This window comes from Mycobacterium sp. (assembly GCF_035506235.1).
Taxonomy (GTDB): Bacteria; Actinomycetota; Actinomycetes; order Mycobacteriales; family Mycobacteriaceae; genus Mycobacterium.
Map to the genome: position 1 here is coordinate 1 of NZ_DATJPU010000227.1, position 16,961 is coordinate 16,961.

General features: G+C 68.9%; 13 protein-coding genes and 1 other RNA gene. 6 read left to right on the plus strand and 8 right to left on the minus strand.

The window, feature by feature from the left end; all coding sequences use genetic code 11:
* The 7 genes from VMD50_RS20705 to VMD50_RS20735 all read right to left on the minus strand — a co-directional run.
* The coding region (locus tag VMD50_RS20705) for an LLM class flavin-dependent oxidoreductase (RefSeq protein WP_325430228.1) at positions 1-437 on the minus strand (437 nt) is incomplete at its 3' end.
* Positions 434-1,078: a PaaI family thioesterase gene (locus tag VMD50_RS20710; RefSeq protein ID WP_325430230.1), complete on the minus strand. Its 645-nt coding sequence runs from the start codon at positions 1,076-1,078 to the stop codon at positions 434-436. The genes VMD50_RS20705 and VMD50_RS20710, both read right to left, overlap by 4 nt.
* Entirely contained in the window at positions 1,075-4,059 is a 2,985-nt protein-coding gene (locus VMD50_RS20715) for a bifunctional [glutamine synthetase] adenylyltransferase/[glutamine synthetase]-adenylyl-L-tyrosine phosphorylase (RefSeq protein ID WP_325430232.1), read from the minus strand. Before VMD50_RS20715 ends, VMD50_RS20710 begins: the two co-directional genes overlap by 4 nt.
* A gap of 51 nt (positions 4,060-4,110) precedes the next feature.
* Entirely contained in the window at positions 4,111-5,451 is a 1,341-nt protein-coding gene (gene glnA, locus VMD50_RS20720; protein ID WP_325430234.1) for a type I glutamate--ammonia ligase, read from the minus strand.
* Between the two features lie 58 nt (positions 5,452-5,509).
* Entirely contained in the window at positions 5,510-7,078 is a 1,569-nt protein-coding gene (locus VMD50_RS20725) for an alpha/beta hydrolase (RefSeq protein ID WP_325430236.1), read from the minus strand.
* A gap of 152 nt (positions 7,079-7,230) precedes the next feature.
* Complete coding sequence (locus VMD50_RS20730) at positions 7,231-8,793, minus strand: alpha/beta hydrolase (RefSeq protein ID WP_325430238.1); 1,563 nt, start codon at positions 8,791-8,793, stop codon at positions 7,231-7,233.
* 52 nt (positions 8,794-8,845) lie between these two features.
* A complete protein-coding gene (locus VMD50_RS20735; protein WP_325430240.1) occupies positions 8,846-10,237 on the minus strand; it encodes a WS/DGAT/MGAT family O-acyltransferase in 1,392 nt (463 codons plus the stop codon).
* Positions 10,238-10,379: 142 nt separating this feature from the next.
* On the opposite strand from VMD50_RS20735, the gene panB reads away from it, so the two are divergent.
* The 3 genes from panB (at position 10,380) to VMD50_RS20750 (ending at position 14,182) form a co-directional block, all read left to right on the plus strand.
* Positions 10,380-11,228 carry a 3-methyl-2-oxobutanoate hydroxymethyltransferase gene (gene panB, locus VMD50_RS20740; RefSeq protein ID WP_325430242.1) on the plus strand — a complete coding sequence of 283 codons (849 nt, stop codon included), beginning with the start codon at positions 10,380-10,382 and terminating at the stop codon, positions 11,226-11,228.
* Between the two features lie 204 nt (positions 11,229-11,432).
* A complete protein-coding gene (locus tag VMD50_RS20745) occupies positions 11,433-12,599 on the plus strand; it encodes a glycoside hydrolase 5 family protein (protein ID WP_325430244.1) in 1,167 nt (388 codons plus the stop codon).
* 80 nt (positions 12,600-12,679) lie between these two features.
* Positions 12,680-14,182 (plus strand): CYTH and CHAD domain-containing protein, encoded by a 1,503-nt coding sequence (locus VMD50_RS20750; protein ID WP_325430246.1) that lies wholly within the window; start codon positions 12,680-12,682, stop codon positions 14,180-14,182.
* 17 nt (positions 14,183-14,199) lie between these two features.
* On the opposite strand, the gene rnpB is transcribed toward VMD50_RS20750, so the two are convergent.
* Positions 14,200-14,612: RNase P RNA component class A (gene rnpB, locus VMD50_RS20755), an RNA gene on the minus strand.
* Positions 14,613-14,734: 122 nt separating this feature from the next.
* On the opposite strand from rnpB, the gene VMD50_RS20760 reads away from it, so the two are divergent.
* From VMD50_RS20760 to VMD50_RS20770, 3 genes are all read left to right on the plus strand, one after another.
* Positions 14,735-15,904, plus strand: coding sequence for a cytochrome P450 (locus VMD50_RS20760; protein WP_325430248.1), 1,170 nt, complete (start codon positions 14,735-14,737; stop codon positions 15,902-15,904).
* Positions 15,901-16,095: a ferredoxin gene (locus VMD50_RS20765; RefSeq protein ID WP_325430250.1), complete on the plus strand. Its 195-nt coding sequence runs from the start codon at positions 15,901-15,903 to the stop codon at positions 16,093-16,095. The genes VMD50_RS20760 and VMD50_RS20765 overlap by 4 nt, the downstream gene beginning before the upstream one ends.
* 164 nt (positions 16,096-16,259) lie before the next feature.
* The coding region (locus VMD50_RS20770) for a DUF222 domain-containing protein (protein ID WP_325430252.1) at positions 16,260-16,961 on the plus strand (702 nt) is incomplete at its 3' end.

Here is a 16,961-nt window from a genome sequence, read left to right on the forward strand (position 1 = left end):
CGCATCAAGTCGATGATCTCGTCGGTGCGTTTGCCGCGTGCGGTGAACTGCTCGCCCATCAGGGCGAATTCCTCTTTGCACCAGCCGACGCCGATGCCGAGCTCCACCCGGCCCGACGCCAAGACCGCCGCGGTGCCAATGGCTTTCGCCGCCGAGTAGGGGTTGCGCATCGCCGGGATGTAGACGGTGGTGACGAACCGCAGCCGCGTGGTGACCTGTGCGAGCGCGCCGACGAGGACCCAGGGGTCGGGCCAGTCGGTGAAGGGCTGCCAACGGCGTTGCCCGTCCTTGGTGTACGGATACGGGGTCTGCAGGGTCTCCAGGTTGACGACGTGGTCCGGGATGCCGATGCCGTCGTAGCCGAGTTCGTCTGCGGCCTTGGCGATCTCGATGATCTCCCGGGTGTTCAGAAAGGCGCTGCTGACGTAGAACTTCATTGCACTTCCCGCGCCCAGGACGGCTCGATGAAGACGCCCTCGGCCTCGACGGTAACCCCGGCGGCATCCGAGATAGTGCCGCGCGCAAAGACTTTGACGCCCTCCCTGCCGTCGGTCCAGGCCTCGGACCGGAGCGGGCCCAGCGGAGTGCCGCGCAGGTACTTCACGGTGATGGTTCCGGTGAAACGTGGCTTGGACAGCCCCTCGCTGGCCGCCTCGCCGAGCATGTGGTCGAGCACCAGGGCGCTGACGCCGCCGTGCACCAGCTTGGGCGGGCCCTCGTAGGCCGACCCGAGGACGAACTCGCTCCAGCAGCGGCCGCCGCCGTCGTGGTGGACGACGACCGGCGGGGCGATCGGATTGCACACGCCGATCGCGGCGTTACCCAGCGGCAGCGGGCGGCCGTTGACGCGGTAGCTCACTCCGACCGGCCGGATCTTTTGCCGCAACGACCGGGTGACGGCCTCGATCGCGGACCGCGCGTCGGCGACGACGTCGTCGTCGGCCTCGGTCCGGATGGTGGCGTCCACGAGTTCCCGGACCGCGTCGGCCAACGGAGCGTACAGGGCCGTGACCCGATCGGCCTCCGCCGCGCTGAGCACCTCGAATATGGCGTCCAACGCGCCGACCTCCTGACTCAACTCCCGAACACCTTGCGCACGACCGCTTTCGCCCGGCGCGTCACCCGAAGATAGTTGTCCAGGAATTCGCTGCCGTCATCGGTCGGCCAGCCCGCGGCGACGGCGACCGCGTTGAGCTGGCGCCCGGGTCCCGGCAGCTGGTCGGTGGGCTTGCCGCGCACGAGCACCAGCGCGTTGCGGGCCCGCGTCGCGGTCAGCCACGCCTGCCGCAGCAGATCCACCTCCTCGGCGGGCACCAGGTTGGCCGCGGCAATCGCATCCAGGGATTCCAACGTCGAGGTGTTGTGCAGGGCGGGGACCTCGTGCGCGTGCCGCAGCTGCATGAGCTGCACGGTCCATTCGATGTCGGCCAATCCTCCGCGACCCAGCTTGGTGTGGGTGTTGGGATCGGCGCCGCGCGGCAACCGCTCGGCCTCGACGCGGGCCTTGATGCGGCGGATCTCCCGCACGGCCTCGGCCGACACGCCGCCGGGCGGATAGCGCGTCTGGTCGGCCATCAGCAGGAACCGCTCGCCCAGCTCGGCGTCGCCGGCGACCGCGTGCGCACGCAGCAGGGCCTGGATCTCCCACGGCTGCGCCCACTGGGCGTAGTAGGCGGTGTACGAACTCAGCGTGCGGACCAGCGGGCCCTGCCGGCCCTCGGGCCGCAGGTTGGCGTCGACCTCCAGCGGCGGGTCGACGCTGGGGGTGCCCAGCAGCGCCCGTATCTGCTCGGCGATCGTCGTCGACCAGCGCACCGCCTGCGAATCCTCCACACCGGGGGCCGGCTCGCAGACGAACATCACGTCGGCGTCCGACCCGTAGCCCAGCTCCCCCCCGCCCAGCCTGCCCATGCCGATGACCGCGATGGCCGCCGGTGCCCGGCCGTCGTCCGGCAGGTTGGCCCGAATCATCGCGTCCAGCGCGGCCTGCAGCACGGCCACCCACACCGACGTGAGCGCCCTGCACACGTCGATGACTTCAAGGAAGCCGAGCAGGTCGGCGGATCCCACGCGGGCCAGCTCCCGGCGCCGCAGCGTGCGCGCCGCGGCGATCGCGCGCACCGGGTCGGCGTGGCGGCACGCGGCGGCGACCAGCGCGCGGGCCACCGCGGCGGGCTCGGTCTCGAGCAGCTTGGGGCCGGCCGCGCCGTCGCTGTAATCCTGAATCACCCTGGGCGCGCGCATCAACAGGCCGGGGACGTAGGCCGAGGTGCCCAGCACGTGCATGAGCCGCCGGGCCACCGCTGGCTTGTCCCGCAGCGTGGACAGGTACCAGCTCTCCCCCGCCAGCGCCTCGGACAGCCGCCGGTAGGCCAGCAGCCCGCCGTCGGGGTCGGGCGCATACGACATCCAGTTCAGCAGGCGGGGCAGCAGCACCGACTGCACCCGGCCGCGGCGGCCGCTCTGGTTGACCAACGCCGACATGTGCTTCAGCGCGGTCTGCGGCCCCTCGTAGCCCAGCGCGGCCAGCTGGCGCTCAGCGCCCTCGGAGGTCATGCCGTGGGAGATCTCGAGACCGGCCGGCCCGATCGACTCCAGCAGCGGCTGATAGAAGAGCTTGGCGTGCAGCTCGGACACCCGCACGTTCTGGTGCCTGAGCTCCTCGCGCAGCACCCCCGCCGCGTCGTGCCGGCCGTCGGGCCGGATGTGCGCCGCGCGCGCCAGCCAGCGCACGGCCTCCTCGTCGCCGGCCTCCGGCAACAGATGGGTGCGCTTGAGCCGCTGCAGCTGCAGCCGGTGCTCGAGCAACCGGAGGAACTCGTAGGAGGCGGTCAGGTTCGCGGCGTCCTCGCGCCCGATGTAGCCGCCCTGGCCCAGCGCGTCCAGCGCATCCACCGTCGAGGCCACGTGCAGCGAGTCGTCGCTGCGACCGTGCACCAGCTGCAGCAGCTGCACCGCGAACTCCACGTCCCGCAGGCCGCCGCTGCCGAGTTTGAGTTCGCGGCCGCGGACCTCGGCGGGCACCAGCTGCTCCACCCGGCGCCGCATCGCCTGCACCTCGACCACGAAATCCTCACGCTCGCAGGCGATCCAGACCATCGGCATCAGGGCGGCCAGGTAGCGCTCGCCGAGCTCGGTGTCGCCGACGGCCGGCCGGGCCTTGAGCAGCGCCTGGAACTCCCACGTCTTGGCCCAGCGCTGGTAGTAGGCGACGTGCGACTCGAGGGTGCGCACCAACTCACCGCTGCGGCCCTCCGGCCGCAACCCGGCGTCCACCTGAAAGAAGGCCTCCGAGGCCACCTTCATCATCTCGCCGGCCACCCGGGCGCTCCGCGCGTCGGCGCGCTCGGCGACGAAGATGACATCGACGTCGCTGACGTAGTTCAGTTCGCGGGCACCGCATTTGCCCATGGCGATGACCGCCAGCCGCGGTGGCGTCCGGTCGCCGCACACGCTGACCTCGGCCACCCGCAGCGCGGCCGCCAGCGCGGCGTCGGCCAGGTCCGACAGCTGGGCGGCGACCAGCTTGAACGGCAGCACCGGCTCGTCCTCGACGGTCGCGGCCAGGTCGAGCGCGGCCAGGACCAGCAGCTGGTCCCGGTACAAGAGGCGCAGGCGCGACAGCGCCGAGCCCGGGCCGGCCAGCGCCTCGTCGACGCACCGGGTGAACGTCGCGAGCAGGTCGTCGCGCGACGGCTGGTGTGCCTTGCCCCGCAACAGCTTCCATGACTGCGGATTGGCGGCGAGGTGGTCGCCCAGCGCCAGTGACGAGCCGAGCACCGCGAACAGCCGCCCGCGCAGCCCGCGCTCGGTGAGCAGCGCCGCGCTGAGCTCATCCCAGTCGCTGTCAGGGTTCTCGGCCAGCCGGATCAGGACCCGCAGCGCGGCGTCGGGATCCGGAGCGCGCGACAGCGACCACAACCGGTCGACGTAATCCTGGTCGTCGCGGTCGTACCAACCCAGCTGCGTCAGACGGTCGCTCGCCGGGGGATCGATCAACCCGAGCCGGCCCACGCTGGGCAGCCTGGGGCGCTCCGTCGCGGGTTTGGTCACGACCACGACCGTAGCGCAATCGGCCGACCTCTCAGACCGATCGGCACCCCGTGTGAGCTACAGCGACAGGTAGGTGCTCAGCTCGTACGGCGTGACGTGGCTGCGGTAGTTCGCCCACTCCGTGCGCTTGTTGCGCAGGAAGAAGTCAAACACGTGCTCCCCCAAGGTTTCCGCGACGAGCTCGGAGGCCTCCATCGCCTTGAGCGCACTGTCGAGGCTGGTGGGCAGCTCGCGGTAGCCCATCGTGAGCCGTTCCTCGGGCGTGAGGTCCCAGACGTTGTCCTCGGCCTGCGGCCCCAGCACGTAGCCCTTCTGCACCCCGCGCAATCCGGCGGCCAGTAGCACGGCGAATGCCAGGTAGGGGTTGCACGCCGAGTCGGGGCTGCGCACCTCGATCCGCCGCGACGACGTCTTGTGCGGTGTGTACATCGGCACCCGCACCAAAGCCGACCGGTTGGCCGCCCCCCACGACGCCGCGGTCGGCGCCTCGCCGCCCTGCACCAACCGCTTGTAGGAGTTGACCCATTGGTTGGTGACCGCGCTGATCTCGGAGGCGTGCTCCAGGATGCCGGCGATGAACGACTTGCCCACATCCGACAGCTGCAGCGGGTCGTCGGTGCTGTGGAAGGCGTTCACATCGCCCTCGAACAGGCTCATGTGGGTGTGCATCGCCGAGCCGGGATGCTCGGCGAAGGGCTTGGGCATGAACGACGCCCGCGCGCCGTTTTCGATCGCGACTTCCTTGATGACGTAGCGGAATGTCATCACGTTGTCGGCCATCGACAGCGCGTCGGCGAAGCGCAGGTCGATCTCCTGCTGGCCGGGCGCCCCCTCGTGGTGGCTGAACTCGACCGAGATGCCCATGAATTCCAGGGACTCGATGGCCATCCGGCGGAAGTTCGACGCGGAGTCGTGCACCGCCTGGTCGAAGTATCCGGCGCTGTCGATGGGCACGGGCCGCGACCCGTCGTCGGGGCCGGGCTCCAACAGGAAGAATTCGATCTCGGGGTGCACGTAGCAGGAAAAGCCGAGGTCGTTGGCCTTCTGCAGCTGCCGCCGCAACACGTGCCGGGGGTCCGCCCACGACGGCGAGCCGTCGGGCATGGTGATGTCGCAGAACATCCGCGCGGAATGGTGGTGGCCGGAAGGCGTGGCCCAGGGCAGCACCTGGAACGTCGACGGGTCCGGGTTGGCAACGGTGTCGGATTCCGAGACGCGCGCGAAGCCCTCGATCGACGATCCGTCGAAGCCGATGCCCTCCTCGAAGGCGCCCTCGAGCTCGGCGGGGGCGATGGCGACCGACTTGAGGTAGCCGAGCACATCGGTGAACCAGAGCCTGACGAAGCGGATGTCCCGTTCCTCTAGCGTGCGGAGGACGAATTCCTTCTGTCGATCCATGACCCGACACTATGCAACTGCTGTTAATTCTGTGTTACCGCTGTTGTTCGAAGGCCGCTCAGGGCCGGCATTGCAGCGACGCGGGCGGCGACGCGCCGCCGACGAAGTAGCGCACCACGGCGGTGTCCACGCACTGGTCGCCGTTGAACACCGCGGTGTGCTGGGTTCCGTCGTAGGTGATCAGCGGGGCGCCCAATTGGTGGGCCAGGTTCACGCCGGCCTGGTACGGGGTGGCCGGGTCGTGCGTCGTGGAGACGACGACGACCTTGCCCGGCGGGGCGGGCGGCGCGGCGTGCGGCCGCGACGTGGCGGGCACCGGCCACAGCGCGCACAGGTCGCGGGGGGCGTTGCCGGTGAACCGTCCGTAGCTCAGGAACGGGGCGAGCTGGCGCATCTTTTGGTCGGCGGCCGCCCACGTCGCGGAGTCCGTCGGCGTCGGCGCGTCGACGCAACGCACGCCGTTGAACGCGTCCTGGTCGTTGGTGTAGCGCCCGTTTTTGTCACGGCCCTCGTAATCGTCGGCCAGCAACAGCAAGTCACCGGCGTCGGTGCCGCGCTGCAGCCCGAGCAGGCCACTGGTCAGGTACTTCCAGTGCTGCGGGGTGTACAGGGCGTTGATGGTGCCGGTGGTCGCGTCGGCGTAGCTCAGGCCGCGCGGATCCGACGTCCGGCCCGGCTTGGCGACCAACGGGTCGATCAGGGCGTGGTAGCGGTTGACGAACTGGGCAGGGTCGGTGCCCAGCGGACACCCCGCCGAGCGGGCGCAGTCGGTGGCGTAGTCATTGAAAGCCGTTTGGAATCCGGCCATTTGGTTGATGTTTTGGGTGACCGGGTCCACGGTCGGGTCGATGGCGCCGTCGAGCACCATCGAGCGCACGTGGCTGCTGAACCCTTCGAGGTAGGCGGTGCCGATCTCGGTGCCGTAGCTGTAGCCGAGGTAGTTGATCTGCTCGTCGCCCAGGGCCTGGCGGACCATGTCCATGTCGCGCGCGACGGATGCGGTGCCGACGTTGGCGAGGAACCCGTTGCCCATCCGGCTCGCGCACTCCTGGGCCAGCTGCCGGTAGACCTGCTCGATGTGTGCGACGCCGGCCGGGCTGTAATCGACCATCGGGTCGCGCCGGAACGCGTCGAATTCGGCGTCGCTGCGGCACCGCAACTGCGGGGTCGAGTGGCCCACCCCGCGCGGGTCGAACCCCACCAGGTCGAAATTGCGGGAGATGTCGCTGTTTTCCAGGTCGGACGCCATGCCGGCGACCATGTCGACCGCCGACGCGCCCGGTCCGCCCGGGTTGATGAACAGCGACCCCATCCGCCGGCCGGTCGCGGGAACCCGGATCACTGCCAGTTTGGCTTGTGCCCCACCCGGATTGGCGTAGTCGACCGGGACGGACACGGTGGTGCACTGGGCGGTGGGAAGGTCGCTGGTGTCGGTCAGGAATTGGCTGCAGCTGCCCCAGTTCTGCGGGCGCGCCGCGGCGGCCGGCGGGGCCGGGCTGGGCGTCTGGCCGGCACCGGGCTCCGGAGTCGCGGCGGCAACCGGCAGCGGCAGCTGCGACCCTGCAACCAACAATCCGAACGACAGCAGCGCCGAACTCAACGGTCTGCGGCGCGACATGGCTGTCAATATTCGCAGTCTCGAATACCCGTCACAGCGCGAAAAGGTCACGCCTTGGTCTCGCATCCGCGTGTCGCCACCCGGTCGCCGAAAGTGCACTCAGCGCGAAAATCCGGCCGGAATGTCGCAGCCAGTGCACGTTCGGCGAAAGCCAGAAGCCGTTAGCACTTGGCGCCGCTCGGCGGCGGGTCGCCACCGATCAGATACTCCGTCACGTAATCGTCGATGCAGCTGTCGCCCTGGAAGACGACCGTGTGCTGGGTTCCGTTGAAAGTCAGCAGGGACCCGCGAAGCTCGTTGGCCAGGTCGACCCCGGCCTTGTAGGGGGTCGCCGGGTCGTGAGTGGTCGACACCACCACGGTAGGCGCCAGGCCGGGCGCCGAGATCTCGTGCGGCCTGCTGGTGGGCGGCACCGGCCAGAACGCGCACGTGCCCAGCGGGGCGTCGCCGGTGAACTGCCCGTAGCTCATGAAGGGGGCGATCTCCCGCGACCGGCGGTCTTCGTCGATGACCTTGGCGCGGTCCGTAATCGGTGGCTGGTCAACGCAATTGATCGCCACCCGCGCGTCGGTGGCGTTGGTGTAGTGCCCGTGCGGATCGCGCCGCATGTACATGTCGGCCAGCGCGAGCATGGTGTCCCCGCGGTGATCGACCAGCTCGGACAGGCCGTCGGTCAGGTGGTGCCACAGCGACGGCGAGTACAGCGCCATGATGGTGCCAACGATGGCGTCGGCGTAGCTCAGCCCGCGCGGGTCCTTCGTCGGGATCGGCCTGCCCACCATCGGGTTGTTCGGGTCGACCATCGGGTCGACCAGGCTGTGGTAGACGTCGACGGCCTTGGCCGGGTCGGTGCCCAGCGGGCAGGTCGGCTGCTTGGCGCAGTCGGTGGCGTAGTCGTTGAACGCGTCCTGAAATCCCTTGGCCTGCCGCAGGTCCGCCTCGATCTGGTCGGCGTTGGGGTCGACGGCGCCGTCGAGGATCATCGCCCGCACCTTGGTTGGGTAGGCCTCGGCGTAGGCGGAGCCGATCCGGGTGCCATACGAGTAGCCGAGGTAGGTCAGCTTGTCGTCACCCAGCGCCGCGCGGATGCCGTCCAGGTCACGGGCGACGTTGACCGTACCCGCGTTGGCCAGGAAGTCTTTGCCCATCTTGTCGACGCACCGGGCGACGAACTGCTTGGTCTCGTCCTCCATGTGGGCCACACCGGCGGGGCTGTAGTCGACGTTCGGCTCGGTGCGCAGGCGGTCGTTGTCGGCGTCCGAGTTGCACCAGATCGCCGGCCGCGACAACCCCACCCCGCGCGGGTCGAAGCCAACCAGGTCGAACCGTTCGCGGATGCGTTTGGGCAGCGACTGGACGACGCTCAACGCGGCCTCGATGCCGGACTCGCCGGGGCCGCCGGGATTGATCACCAGCGAGCCGATCTTGTCGCCCGTCGCGGGAAAGCGAATCATCGCCAGGGTCGCGACGTCGCGGTCGAGGTGGTCGTAGTCGACCGGCACGGCCAGCCTGCCGCACATCGCGCCGCTCGGGATCTTGGCCTTCGGATTGGACGAGCTGCACGGGATCCATTCGATCGGCTGGCCCAGCTTTGGCCCCTTCATGAGGGCGCGCCCGTTGACCACGCGCAGGCAGCCCGCGACCAGAAGCGCCACGGCAGCGATCACCGTCCAGGTCAGCAGCGTGCGCGCGATCCTGTCGCGGCGAGACGATCTCATGCTCACCTATGCTGCCAGAGCCAACCTGAGATTCTGATGAGCGGTTCGGTGCCCGTGACTACCCGGCGGCCGTGAGCAGTTCTTCCATCGCCACCGCGAACTCGTCGGCCATCGCCCACAGGTCCGGCAGCAACTCCGGGCAGGAGATCAGGCCGACGTCCAACTTGCCGCTCAGCGACATCACGGTGATGTTGAGGCCCGACCCGTGGAAGATCGGCCCCAGCGGATACATCGCCTTGACCTCGCACCCCAGCAGGTACAGGGGCCCCTGCGGGCCCGGGACGTTGGAGACCACCAGGTTGTGCACCGGCATGCTCTCGGTCAGCCGGGTTCTGGCGTACAGCCGCATCGCGATGCCGAACACGGCGGGCGCGGCGAACTGCGACCAGTCCTGCAGCAGGGAGGCGCCGATTGCCGAACTATGTTGCTTGGCAACCGAATTCGCTTCGGCGATGGCCTTCAGGCGCTCGACCGGGTTGGCGATGTCGGTGTGCAGGCTCGAGAACATAGCCGAAACCTGGTTGCGGCCGGGGCGATCGGACTTGCCGTGCACCGACACCGGCACCGCTGCCACCAGCGGCGATCGGGGCAAGGCGTTGCGCTCGACCAGGTACTGCCGCAGCACCCCGGACACCAGGGCCATCACCACGTCGTTGACCTTGACGCCGAAGTGGTTCTTCACCTTCTTGACGTCGTCGAGGTCCAGCTGGGCGTACGCGATGTTGCGGCGACCGGTGATGCTGGCGTTGAAGGCCGTCCGCGGCGCGGCGAACGGACGCGCCATCGCCTGGCCCTCGACGGCCTTGCGCACCGTCGCGACCACCGAGGACACGGTTTGGGGCACGACGTTGGCCAGGTGCAGCGGGCGGCTGGCGAACCGGACCAACCCGCCCGCGGCGATCTGCCACCCGCTGCCGCCGCCGACGCCGTCCACCGGCTCCGGCGCGGGCGCGTCGGCTTCGGTCGCGCACAGCTGCGACATCAGGTTGGCGCCGGTGACCCCGTCCACGCCGGAGTGGTGCACCTTGGTCATCACCGCCACCCGCCCGTCGCGCTGGCAATCGGTGCCCGCCACCCCTTCGATGACCCACATCTCCCACAGCGGCCGGCCCCGGTCCAGCGGCAGCGACGCGATGTGGCCGCAGATCTCCGACAACTCGCTGCGCCCGCCCGGCGGCGGCAACCCGATGCGGTGCAGGTGGCGGTCGACGTCGAAATGCTCGTCGTCCACCCACACCGGGTGATCGAGGTTCAGCGGGCTGTTGGCAAGCTTCTCGCGGAACTGCGGCATCGCTTTCAGGCGTAGGCACAACGCGTCGCGCAGCCGGTCGAAGGTGTAACCGCCGGGCATCGTTGAGGTGTCGAGCTCGATGATCGAGCAAACATGCATGGGCTGGGACGAGGTCTCCAGGTAGAGGAAGCTGGCGTCGAGTCCACTGAGCCGCTGCATGTCCGCCAATGGTATGTCTCACACGCCCGCGGTGGTGCAATTGCCCTGAACAAATGGCAGAATATGTGGAGTCAGACGAACCCGGAGACCCTGAGGGCTTCGAGGATCGACGAGACCACTACCAGGGACAAAGATGTCTGCGATGTCTGAGCAGCAACACGTTTACGGTGCAAACTCGTCCGCGCCGGCCAAGGCGCCAACCAAGATTCGCACCCACCACCTGCAGAAAATGAAGGCCGAGGGCCACAAGTGGGCCATGCTCACGGCCTACGACTACTCGACCGCCCGGGTTTTCGACGACGCCGGGATCCCGGTGCTGCTGGTCGGCGATTCGGCCGCCAACGTGGTGTACGGCTACGACACCACGGTGCCCGTCTCGATCGACGAACTCATCCCGCTGGTCCGCGGCGTGGTCCGCGGCGCGCAGCACGCGATGGTCGTCGCCGACCTGCCGTTCGGCAGCTACGAGGCAGGCCCGGCCGTCGCGCTGGCCGCCGCCACCCGGTTCATGAAGGAGGGCGGCGCGCACGCGGTCAAGCTCGAGGGCGGTGAGCGCGTGGCCGACCAGATCGCCTGCCTGACCGCGGCCGGCATCCCGGTGATGGCGCACATCGGCTTCACGCCGCAAAGCGTGAACAGCCTCGGCGGCTTCCGGGTGCAGGGCCGCGGCGACGCCGCCGAACAGACCGTCGCCGACGCGATCGCCGTCGCCGAAGCCGGGGCGTTCTCGGTCGTGATGGAAATGGTGCCGGCCGAATTGGCCACCCAGATCACCGGCAAGCTCACGATCCCGACCATCGGGATCGGGGCCGGTCCCAACTGTGACGCGCAGGTCCTGGTTTGGCAGGACATGGCCGGCCTCAGCGGCGGCAAGCCCGCCCGCTTCGTCAAGCGGTTCGCCGACATCGGGGGCGAGTTGCGCCGGGCCGCAGTGCAATACGCGGAGGAAGTGGCCGGCGGCGCCTTCCCCGCCGACGAGCACTGCTTCTAACCTCCGCCTGACGGCGTCACCGAGCGCCCAAGGTTCGCCAAGGGCGGGCGGCCGCACGGTTCCCCCCGCTTGAAAAGTCGATCTCGTCCGGACGGGGTTTTGCTGAAATCCCTTGTGTGGCAGGGGGTGTACGATTTCTTCTGTACACAATCGCGACTTCCGTGGGCGGGGGTTGAACACATAGTCGGCACTCGTGGTGGCTTCGTGCACCGCAGGACGGTATTGAAGTTCCCGCTGCTACTCGCAGGAGGCACCGCCCTGGCCCGCGCGCCTCGCGCCGCGGCGCAACCGCCCGTCGGCGCGCCGGACTCGAGTCGATGGTCGCCCGACCGTGCCAACCGTTGGTACCAGGCGCAAGGCTGGCTCGTCGGCGCGAACTTCGTCACGTCGAACGCCATCAATCAGCTCGAGATGTTTCAGGCCGACACCTACGACCCGCGGCGCATCGACACCGAGCTGGGTTGGGCCCAGCTGCACGGGTTCACCACGGTTCGGGTCTTCCTGCACGACCAGCTCTGGACCCAGGATCCCCGGGGATTCCACGGCCGCCTCGCCCAGTTTGTCGACATCGCGGCGGCGCACGGCATCAAACCGCTGTTCGTCTTGTTCGACTCCTGCTGGGACCCGTTCCCGCGGGCAGGCAGGCAGCGCGACCCCCGGCCCGGCGTGCACAACTCCGGCTGGGTGCAGAGTCCGGGCGCCGACCGCCTGGGTGACAGCGGCTACAGCCGAGTCCTGCGTGGCTACGTCACGGCGGTGCTGACCCAATTCCGCCACGACGACCGCGTTTTGGGCTGGGACCTGTGGAACGAGCCCGACAATCCCTCCCGCTACTATCGCTCGGTCGAGACGGGCGACAAGCTGAACCTGGTCGCCGACGTGCTGCCGCAGGTGTTCCGGTGGGCCCGCTCGGTCGATCCCGGGCAACCGTTGACAAGTGGGGTGTGGGACGGCGAACCCGAAGAGGACTCCGCACTGCGCAGCACCATCAGGGGCATTCAGCTCGACAACTCCGACGTCATCACTTTCCACAGCTACGGCGAGCCCGCCGACTTCGAGGCCCGCATCGGGGAGCTTTCCCCGCAGGGACGGCCGATGCTGTGCACCGAGTACCTGGCCCGGTCCCTGGGCAGCACCGTGGAGGGCATCCTGCCAATTGCCAAGGCGCATAACGTCGGTGCCATCAACTGGGGACTGGTCGCCGGGAAGACCCAGACCTACTTCCCGTGGGACTCGTGGGAGCATCCCTATCCGGGGCCTCCCGGCGTGTGGTTTCACGACCTGCTCGCGCCCGATGGACGGCCCTACCGGGACAGCGAAAGCCAGACGATCCGTCAGCTGACCGGCCTGGCGATGCACCTCAACCCCTAGGGCGGGGAACGGTCGGGTAGCCGCGCCCCGCGATGTGGCACCCTATGGGTGCCCGTCCTACCGCCTCAATGGAGCCGAGAATGCCTGTGAAAGCGCCGAAAACCTCGCGACATCTCGAGGTGGAGCGCAAGTTCGACGTCGTGGAGTCCACGGTGTCGCCGTCGTTCGAAGGCATCGCGGCGGTCGATCATGTCGACAAGTTGCCGACCGAATCGCTGGACGCGACGTACTTCGACACCCCGACGCATGAGCTGGCACGCAACAAGATCACCCTCCGGCGTCGCACCGGCGGCCACGACGCGGGCTGGCATTTGAAGTTGCCGGCCGGCCCCGAGGCCCGCACCGAGGTTCGGGCACCGCTGGACGCCGGGGAGCACGACACCGTACCCGGCGAGTTGCGGGACATCGTGCTGGCGATCGTCCGCGAACGGCCGCTCGAACCCGTCGCCCGTATCAGCACCGAACGCGAAACCCAGGTGCTGTACGGCGCCGACGGGGCGGCGCTGGCGGAATTCAGCAACGACCACGTCACCGCCTGGGCGGCCGGGACCTCCGACGCACCCCCCGCCGAACAGGAGTGGCGCGAGTGGGAACTCGAGTTGGCCGAAAACAACGGGGCGGCGGACAGCGAGCTGTTGGGCCGGTTGAGCAATCGGCTGCTCGACGCGGGCGCCGCACCGGCCGGTCACGCCTCCAAGCTGGCGCGGGTGCTCGGCACGACGGCCCCGGCGAACGAGACGCAGGAGCCCGCCGACCCGGTACACCGGGCGGTGGCGGAGCAGGTCGCCGAGCTGCTCGTGTGGGACCGGGCCGTGCGGGCCGACGCCCACGACGCCGTGCACCAGATGCGGGTGACCATCCGGAAGATCCGCAGCCTGCTGGCCGACTCGCAGGGCGCGTCGGAATCGTCCGACATCGCCCGGATCCAGGACGAGCTGCGCGAACTTGCCAATGTGCTGGGCGTGGCGCGCGACGCCGAGGTGCTCGCCGAGCGCTACCAGCAGGCGCTTGACAAGCTGCCGCCGGAGCTGGTGCGCGGACGCATCCGCAAACGCCTCGTCGAGGGGGCCCGTCGCCGCTATCAGACCGGGCTGCGGCGCTCCCTCATCGCGATGCGGTCGCAGCGGTACTTTCGCCTGCTCGATGCCCTCGATGCGTGGGTCGCCGAAATCCCCACCGCCGCTTCGGGCGACGAGCCGGCGCCGATAACCCTCGAAGCCGCCTACGAGAAGGTCCGCAAGGCCGCGAAGGCCGCCGCCGAGGTGCAGCCGGACTCCGAACAAGAACTCGACCTTGCGCTGCACCGAATCCGCAAGCGCGCCAAGCGACTTCGGTACACCGCCGCGGCCACTGGCGCCACCCGGGTGTCCGAGCAGGCGAAGGCCATCCAGACGCTGCTGGGTGACCACCAGGACAGCGTGGTCAGCCGCGAACACCTGAGTCACCAGGCCGAGGCCGCGCACACCGCCGGCGAGGACACCTTCAGCTACGGTCTGCTCTACCAGCAGGAGGCCGACCTGGCCGAACGGTGCCGTCAGCAGCTCGACGAGGCTCTCCGCAAGCTCGCCAAGGCGGTGCACTGACCCATCGAACTTGGGGGCGGACGAGTTGGCCTGTAAGCCGGATTCTGTTCCCCGCCGCCGCGGCATAAGCAACGGCGGCGCGGCGGCGACCATCCATCTGGACACACCGTCACCGGGTGCCTCGAGCGGCCTACCCGCAGGCTCGGGCGAGCAACCCTCGGACGCCTGCGCGGCCGCACTGCGTGCGGCCTTCTTGGCCTTGCTTCGGGTGGGGTTTGCCTAGCCACTCCGGTCACCCGGAGTGCTGGTGCGCTCTTACCGCACCGTTTCACCCTTACCACCGCGAGGGTGGCGGTTTGCTTTCTGTGGCACTGTCCCGCGAGTCACCTCGGATTGCCGTTAGCAATCACCCTGCTCTGTGAAGTCCGGACTTTCCTCGACTCGACGCCGATCTTCGACCGACGCGAGCCGCGGCCGCCCGGCCAACTCGTCCGCGACGATCCACGGTACCCGCTGCGCAATCCGCTGACCAGCGGCTAATGGAGCAACGTGACCATTGCGCAATTTATTCAATCATTGCCTAAATAGGGATGTTGGTGTCACGCTGACCGCATGACAGATACCGAAGGATTCGTCGATCAGTCGGTGACGGGTCTCGCGGAGCCGCAACCGATGTACAAGGCCCTGCGGGAATCGACCCCGGTGTTCCGGTCCCCGCAGGCGGTGGTGCTCAGCCGCCTCGCCGACATCGAGATGGCGCTCAAGCGCACCGAACTGTTCTCGTCGAACATGGACGCCGTCGACCTCGGCAACGTCCGGCCGATGATCCCGTTGCAGATCGATCCGCCCGAGCACGCGAAGTACCGCCGCATCCTCGACCCGCTGTTCACCCCGCGCGAGATGGCCCGGCGCGAACCCGGCGTCACCGAGCTGGTGAACGAGATGATCGACCGCTTCGCCGATCGGGGCGAGTGCGACTTCCACGAGGAGTTCGCGGTGCCCCTGCCCTGCACCGTCTTCCTGCAACTGCTCGGCCTGCCGCTGGAGGACCTCGAACAGTTTCTGGTGTGGAAGGACCACATCATCCGGCCGGAGGGTGACTCGGGCTTCGACCGCCGCCACGAGACCGGCGCTTCCACCGCGCAACAGATCTACGACTACTTCGACCGCGCGATCGACGACCACATCGCCAGCCCGCGCGACGACGTGCTGTCCGCGATGATCGCCGCCAGCATCGCCGGCCAACCGCTGTCGCGCGAGGAGCTGCTCGACATCTGCTTTTTGTTCCTCATCGCCGGGCTGGACACCGTCACCGACTCGCTGGACTGCTTCTTCGTGTACCTGGCACGCCACCCCGACCATCGTCACCAGCTCGTCGAGCAGCCCGACATCCTGCCCAGCGCCATCGAGGAGCTGTTGCGCTGGGAGACACCGGTTCCCGGCGTGGCCCGCGTCGCCATGCAAGACACCGAGGTGGGCGGATGCCCCATCAGCAAGGGCGAACGGGTCAGCCCGTTGCTCGGAGCCGCCAACACCGATCCCGCCGAGTTCCCCGACCCGGAGCTCGTGGACTTTCACCGCAATCCGAACCGGCACCGCGCGTTCGGTGGTGGGCCGCACCGCTGCCTCGGGTCCCACCTGGCGCGCATGGAGCTGCGGGTCGCGTTGCGCGAATTCCACCGGCGCATACCGGATTACGAGATCATGCCCGGCACGCAGCTGGCGTACACCGCGGCGCTGCGGTCTGTGGAGTCGCTGCCGCTGGTCTTCCCGGTCTCGTGACTCGCGTCTCCGTCGACGCCGACCGCTGCACCGGCCACGGGCGCTGCTACACCCTGGCGCCCGACGTGTTCGACGCGGACGAGGTCGGTCACTGCGTCGTCCTCATCGAGGACGTCTCGGGTGATCTCGAGGCGCAGGCCGTCGCCGGCGAGCAGAACTGCCCGGAGCAGGCGATCACGCTGTCCCGCTGACGTCGGTGGTGTGGCCAGCTAGGACTGACGTGGCTCACGATTCGGGTTCGCGGTTTTCGCAGCGGGTTGACCTGATGCTGTCTGGCTTGGCCGATGGTGACGGTCGTACCCCGGTGTGGATTGGGCGGCCGAATTTTGTCGTACCCGGCTGCGAGGATGACGGTATGTCTTCGACCGCATCGTCTGCCGTGGTGGTGAGCCCGAAAGAGCGTCTGGCGGTGTTGTTTGAGGAGTTGGCGGAGTTGGCCGGTCAGCGCAACGCCATTGATGGGCGCATCGTGGACATCGCCGCCGAGATCGATCACGACGAGCTGTGCGGGATGACGGGTGCCCGCTCGGTGGCGGCGTTGGTGGCCTGGAAGCTGGGGGCGTCCTCGGCCAACGCCCACACCATCGCCACCATCGCGCACCGGCGGGCGGAGTTCCCGCGCTGCGCGGCGGGCCTGCGGCAGGGTCGGCTGTCGCTGGATCAGGTCGGTGTCATCGCCGCGCGCGCCGGGGAGGGCTCCGATAAGCACTACGCCCAGCTGGCGCGTAGTGCCACGGTCAACCAGCTGCGCACCGCGGTCAAACTCGAACCCCGACCCGACCCCGAACCGCGAACCCAACCCGAGCCTTCGCTCACCAAGACCACCAACGAGCAGGGCAGCTGCTACCGGATCACACTCGATCACCTGGGTGCGGCGAAGTTCGACGCGGCCTTGGCGTCTCATCGGGAGGTGCTGATCACCGAATGGAAACACGATCGCGCCAACGGTGCAGCCGAGGTCGCGCCGCCGCTGCCGGGCACCCTGGAGGCGTTTTGGCGCCTGGTCGAGACCGGCTGGGACACCGAGGCCACCCGGCGCCCCCACGGCCAGCACACC

Excerpts from the sequence above, each read along its gene's own strand:
- VMD50_RS20750 (WP_325430246.1), top strand. The coding sequence starts at position 12,680 with ATGCCTGTGAAAGCGCCGAAAACCTCGCGACATCTCGAGGTGGAGCGC.
- VMD50_RS20735 (WP_325430240.1), bottom strand. The coding sequence starts at position 10,237 with ATGCAGCGGCTCAGTGGACTCGACGCCAGCTTCCTCTACCTGGAGACC.
- panB (WP_325430242.1), top strand. The coding sequence starts at position 10,380 with ATGTCTGAGCAGCAACACGTTTACGGTGCAAACTCGTCCGCGCCGGCC.
- VMD50_RS20760 (WP_325430248.1), top strand. The coding sequence starts at position 14,735 with ATGACAGATACCGAAGGATTCGTCGATCAGTCGGTGACGGGTCTCGCG.
- glnA (WP_325430234.1), bottom strand. The coding sequence starts at position 5,451 with ATGGATCGACAGAAGGAATTCGTCCTCCGCACGCTAGAGGAACGGGAC.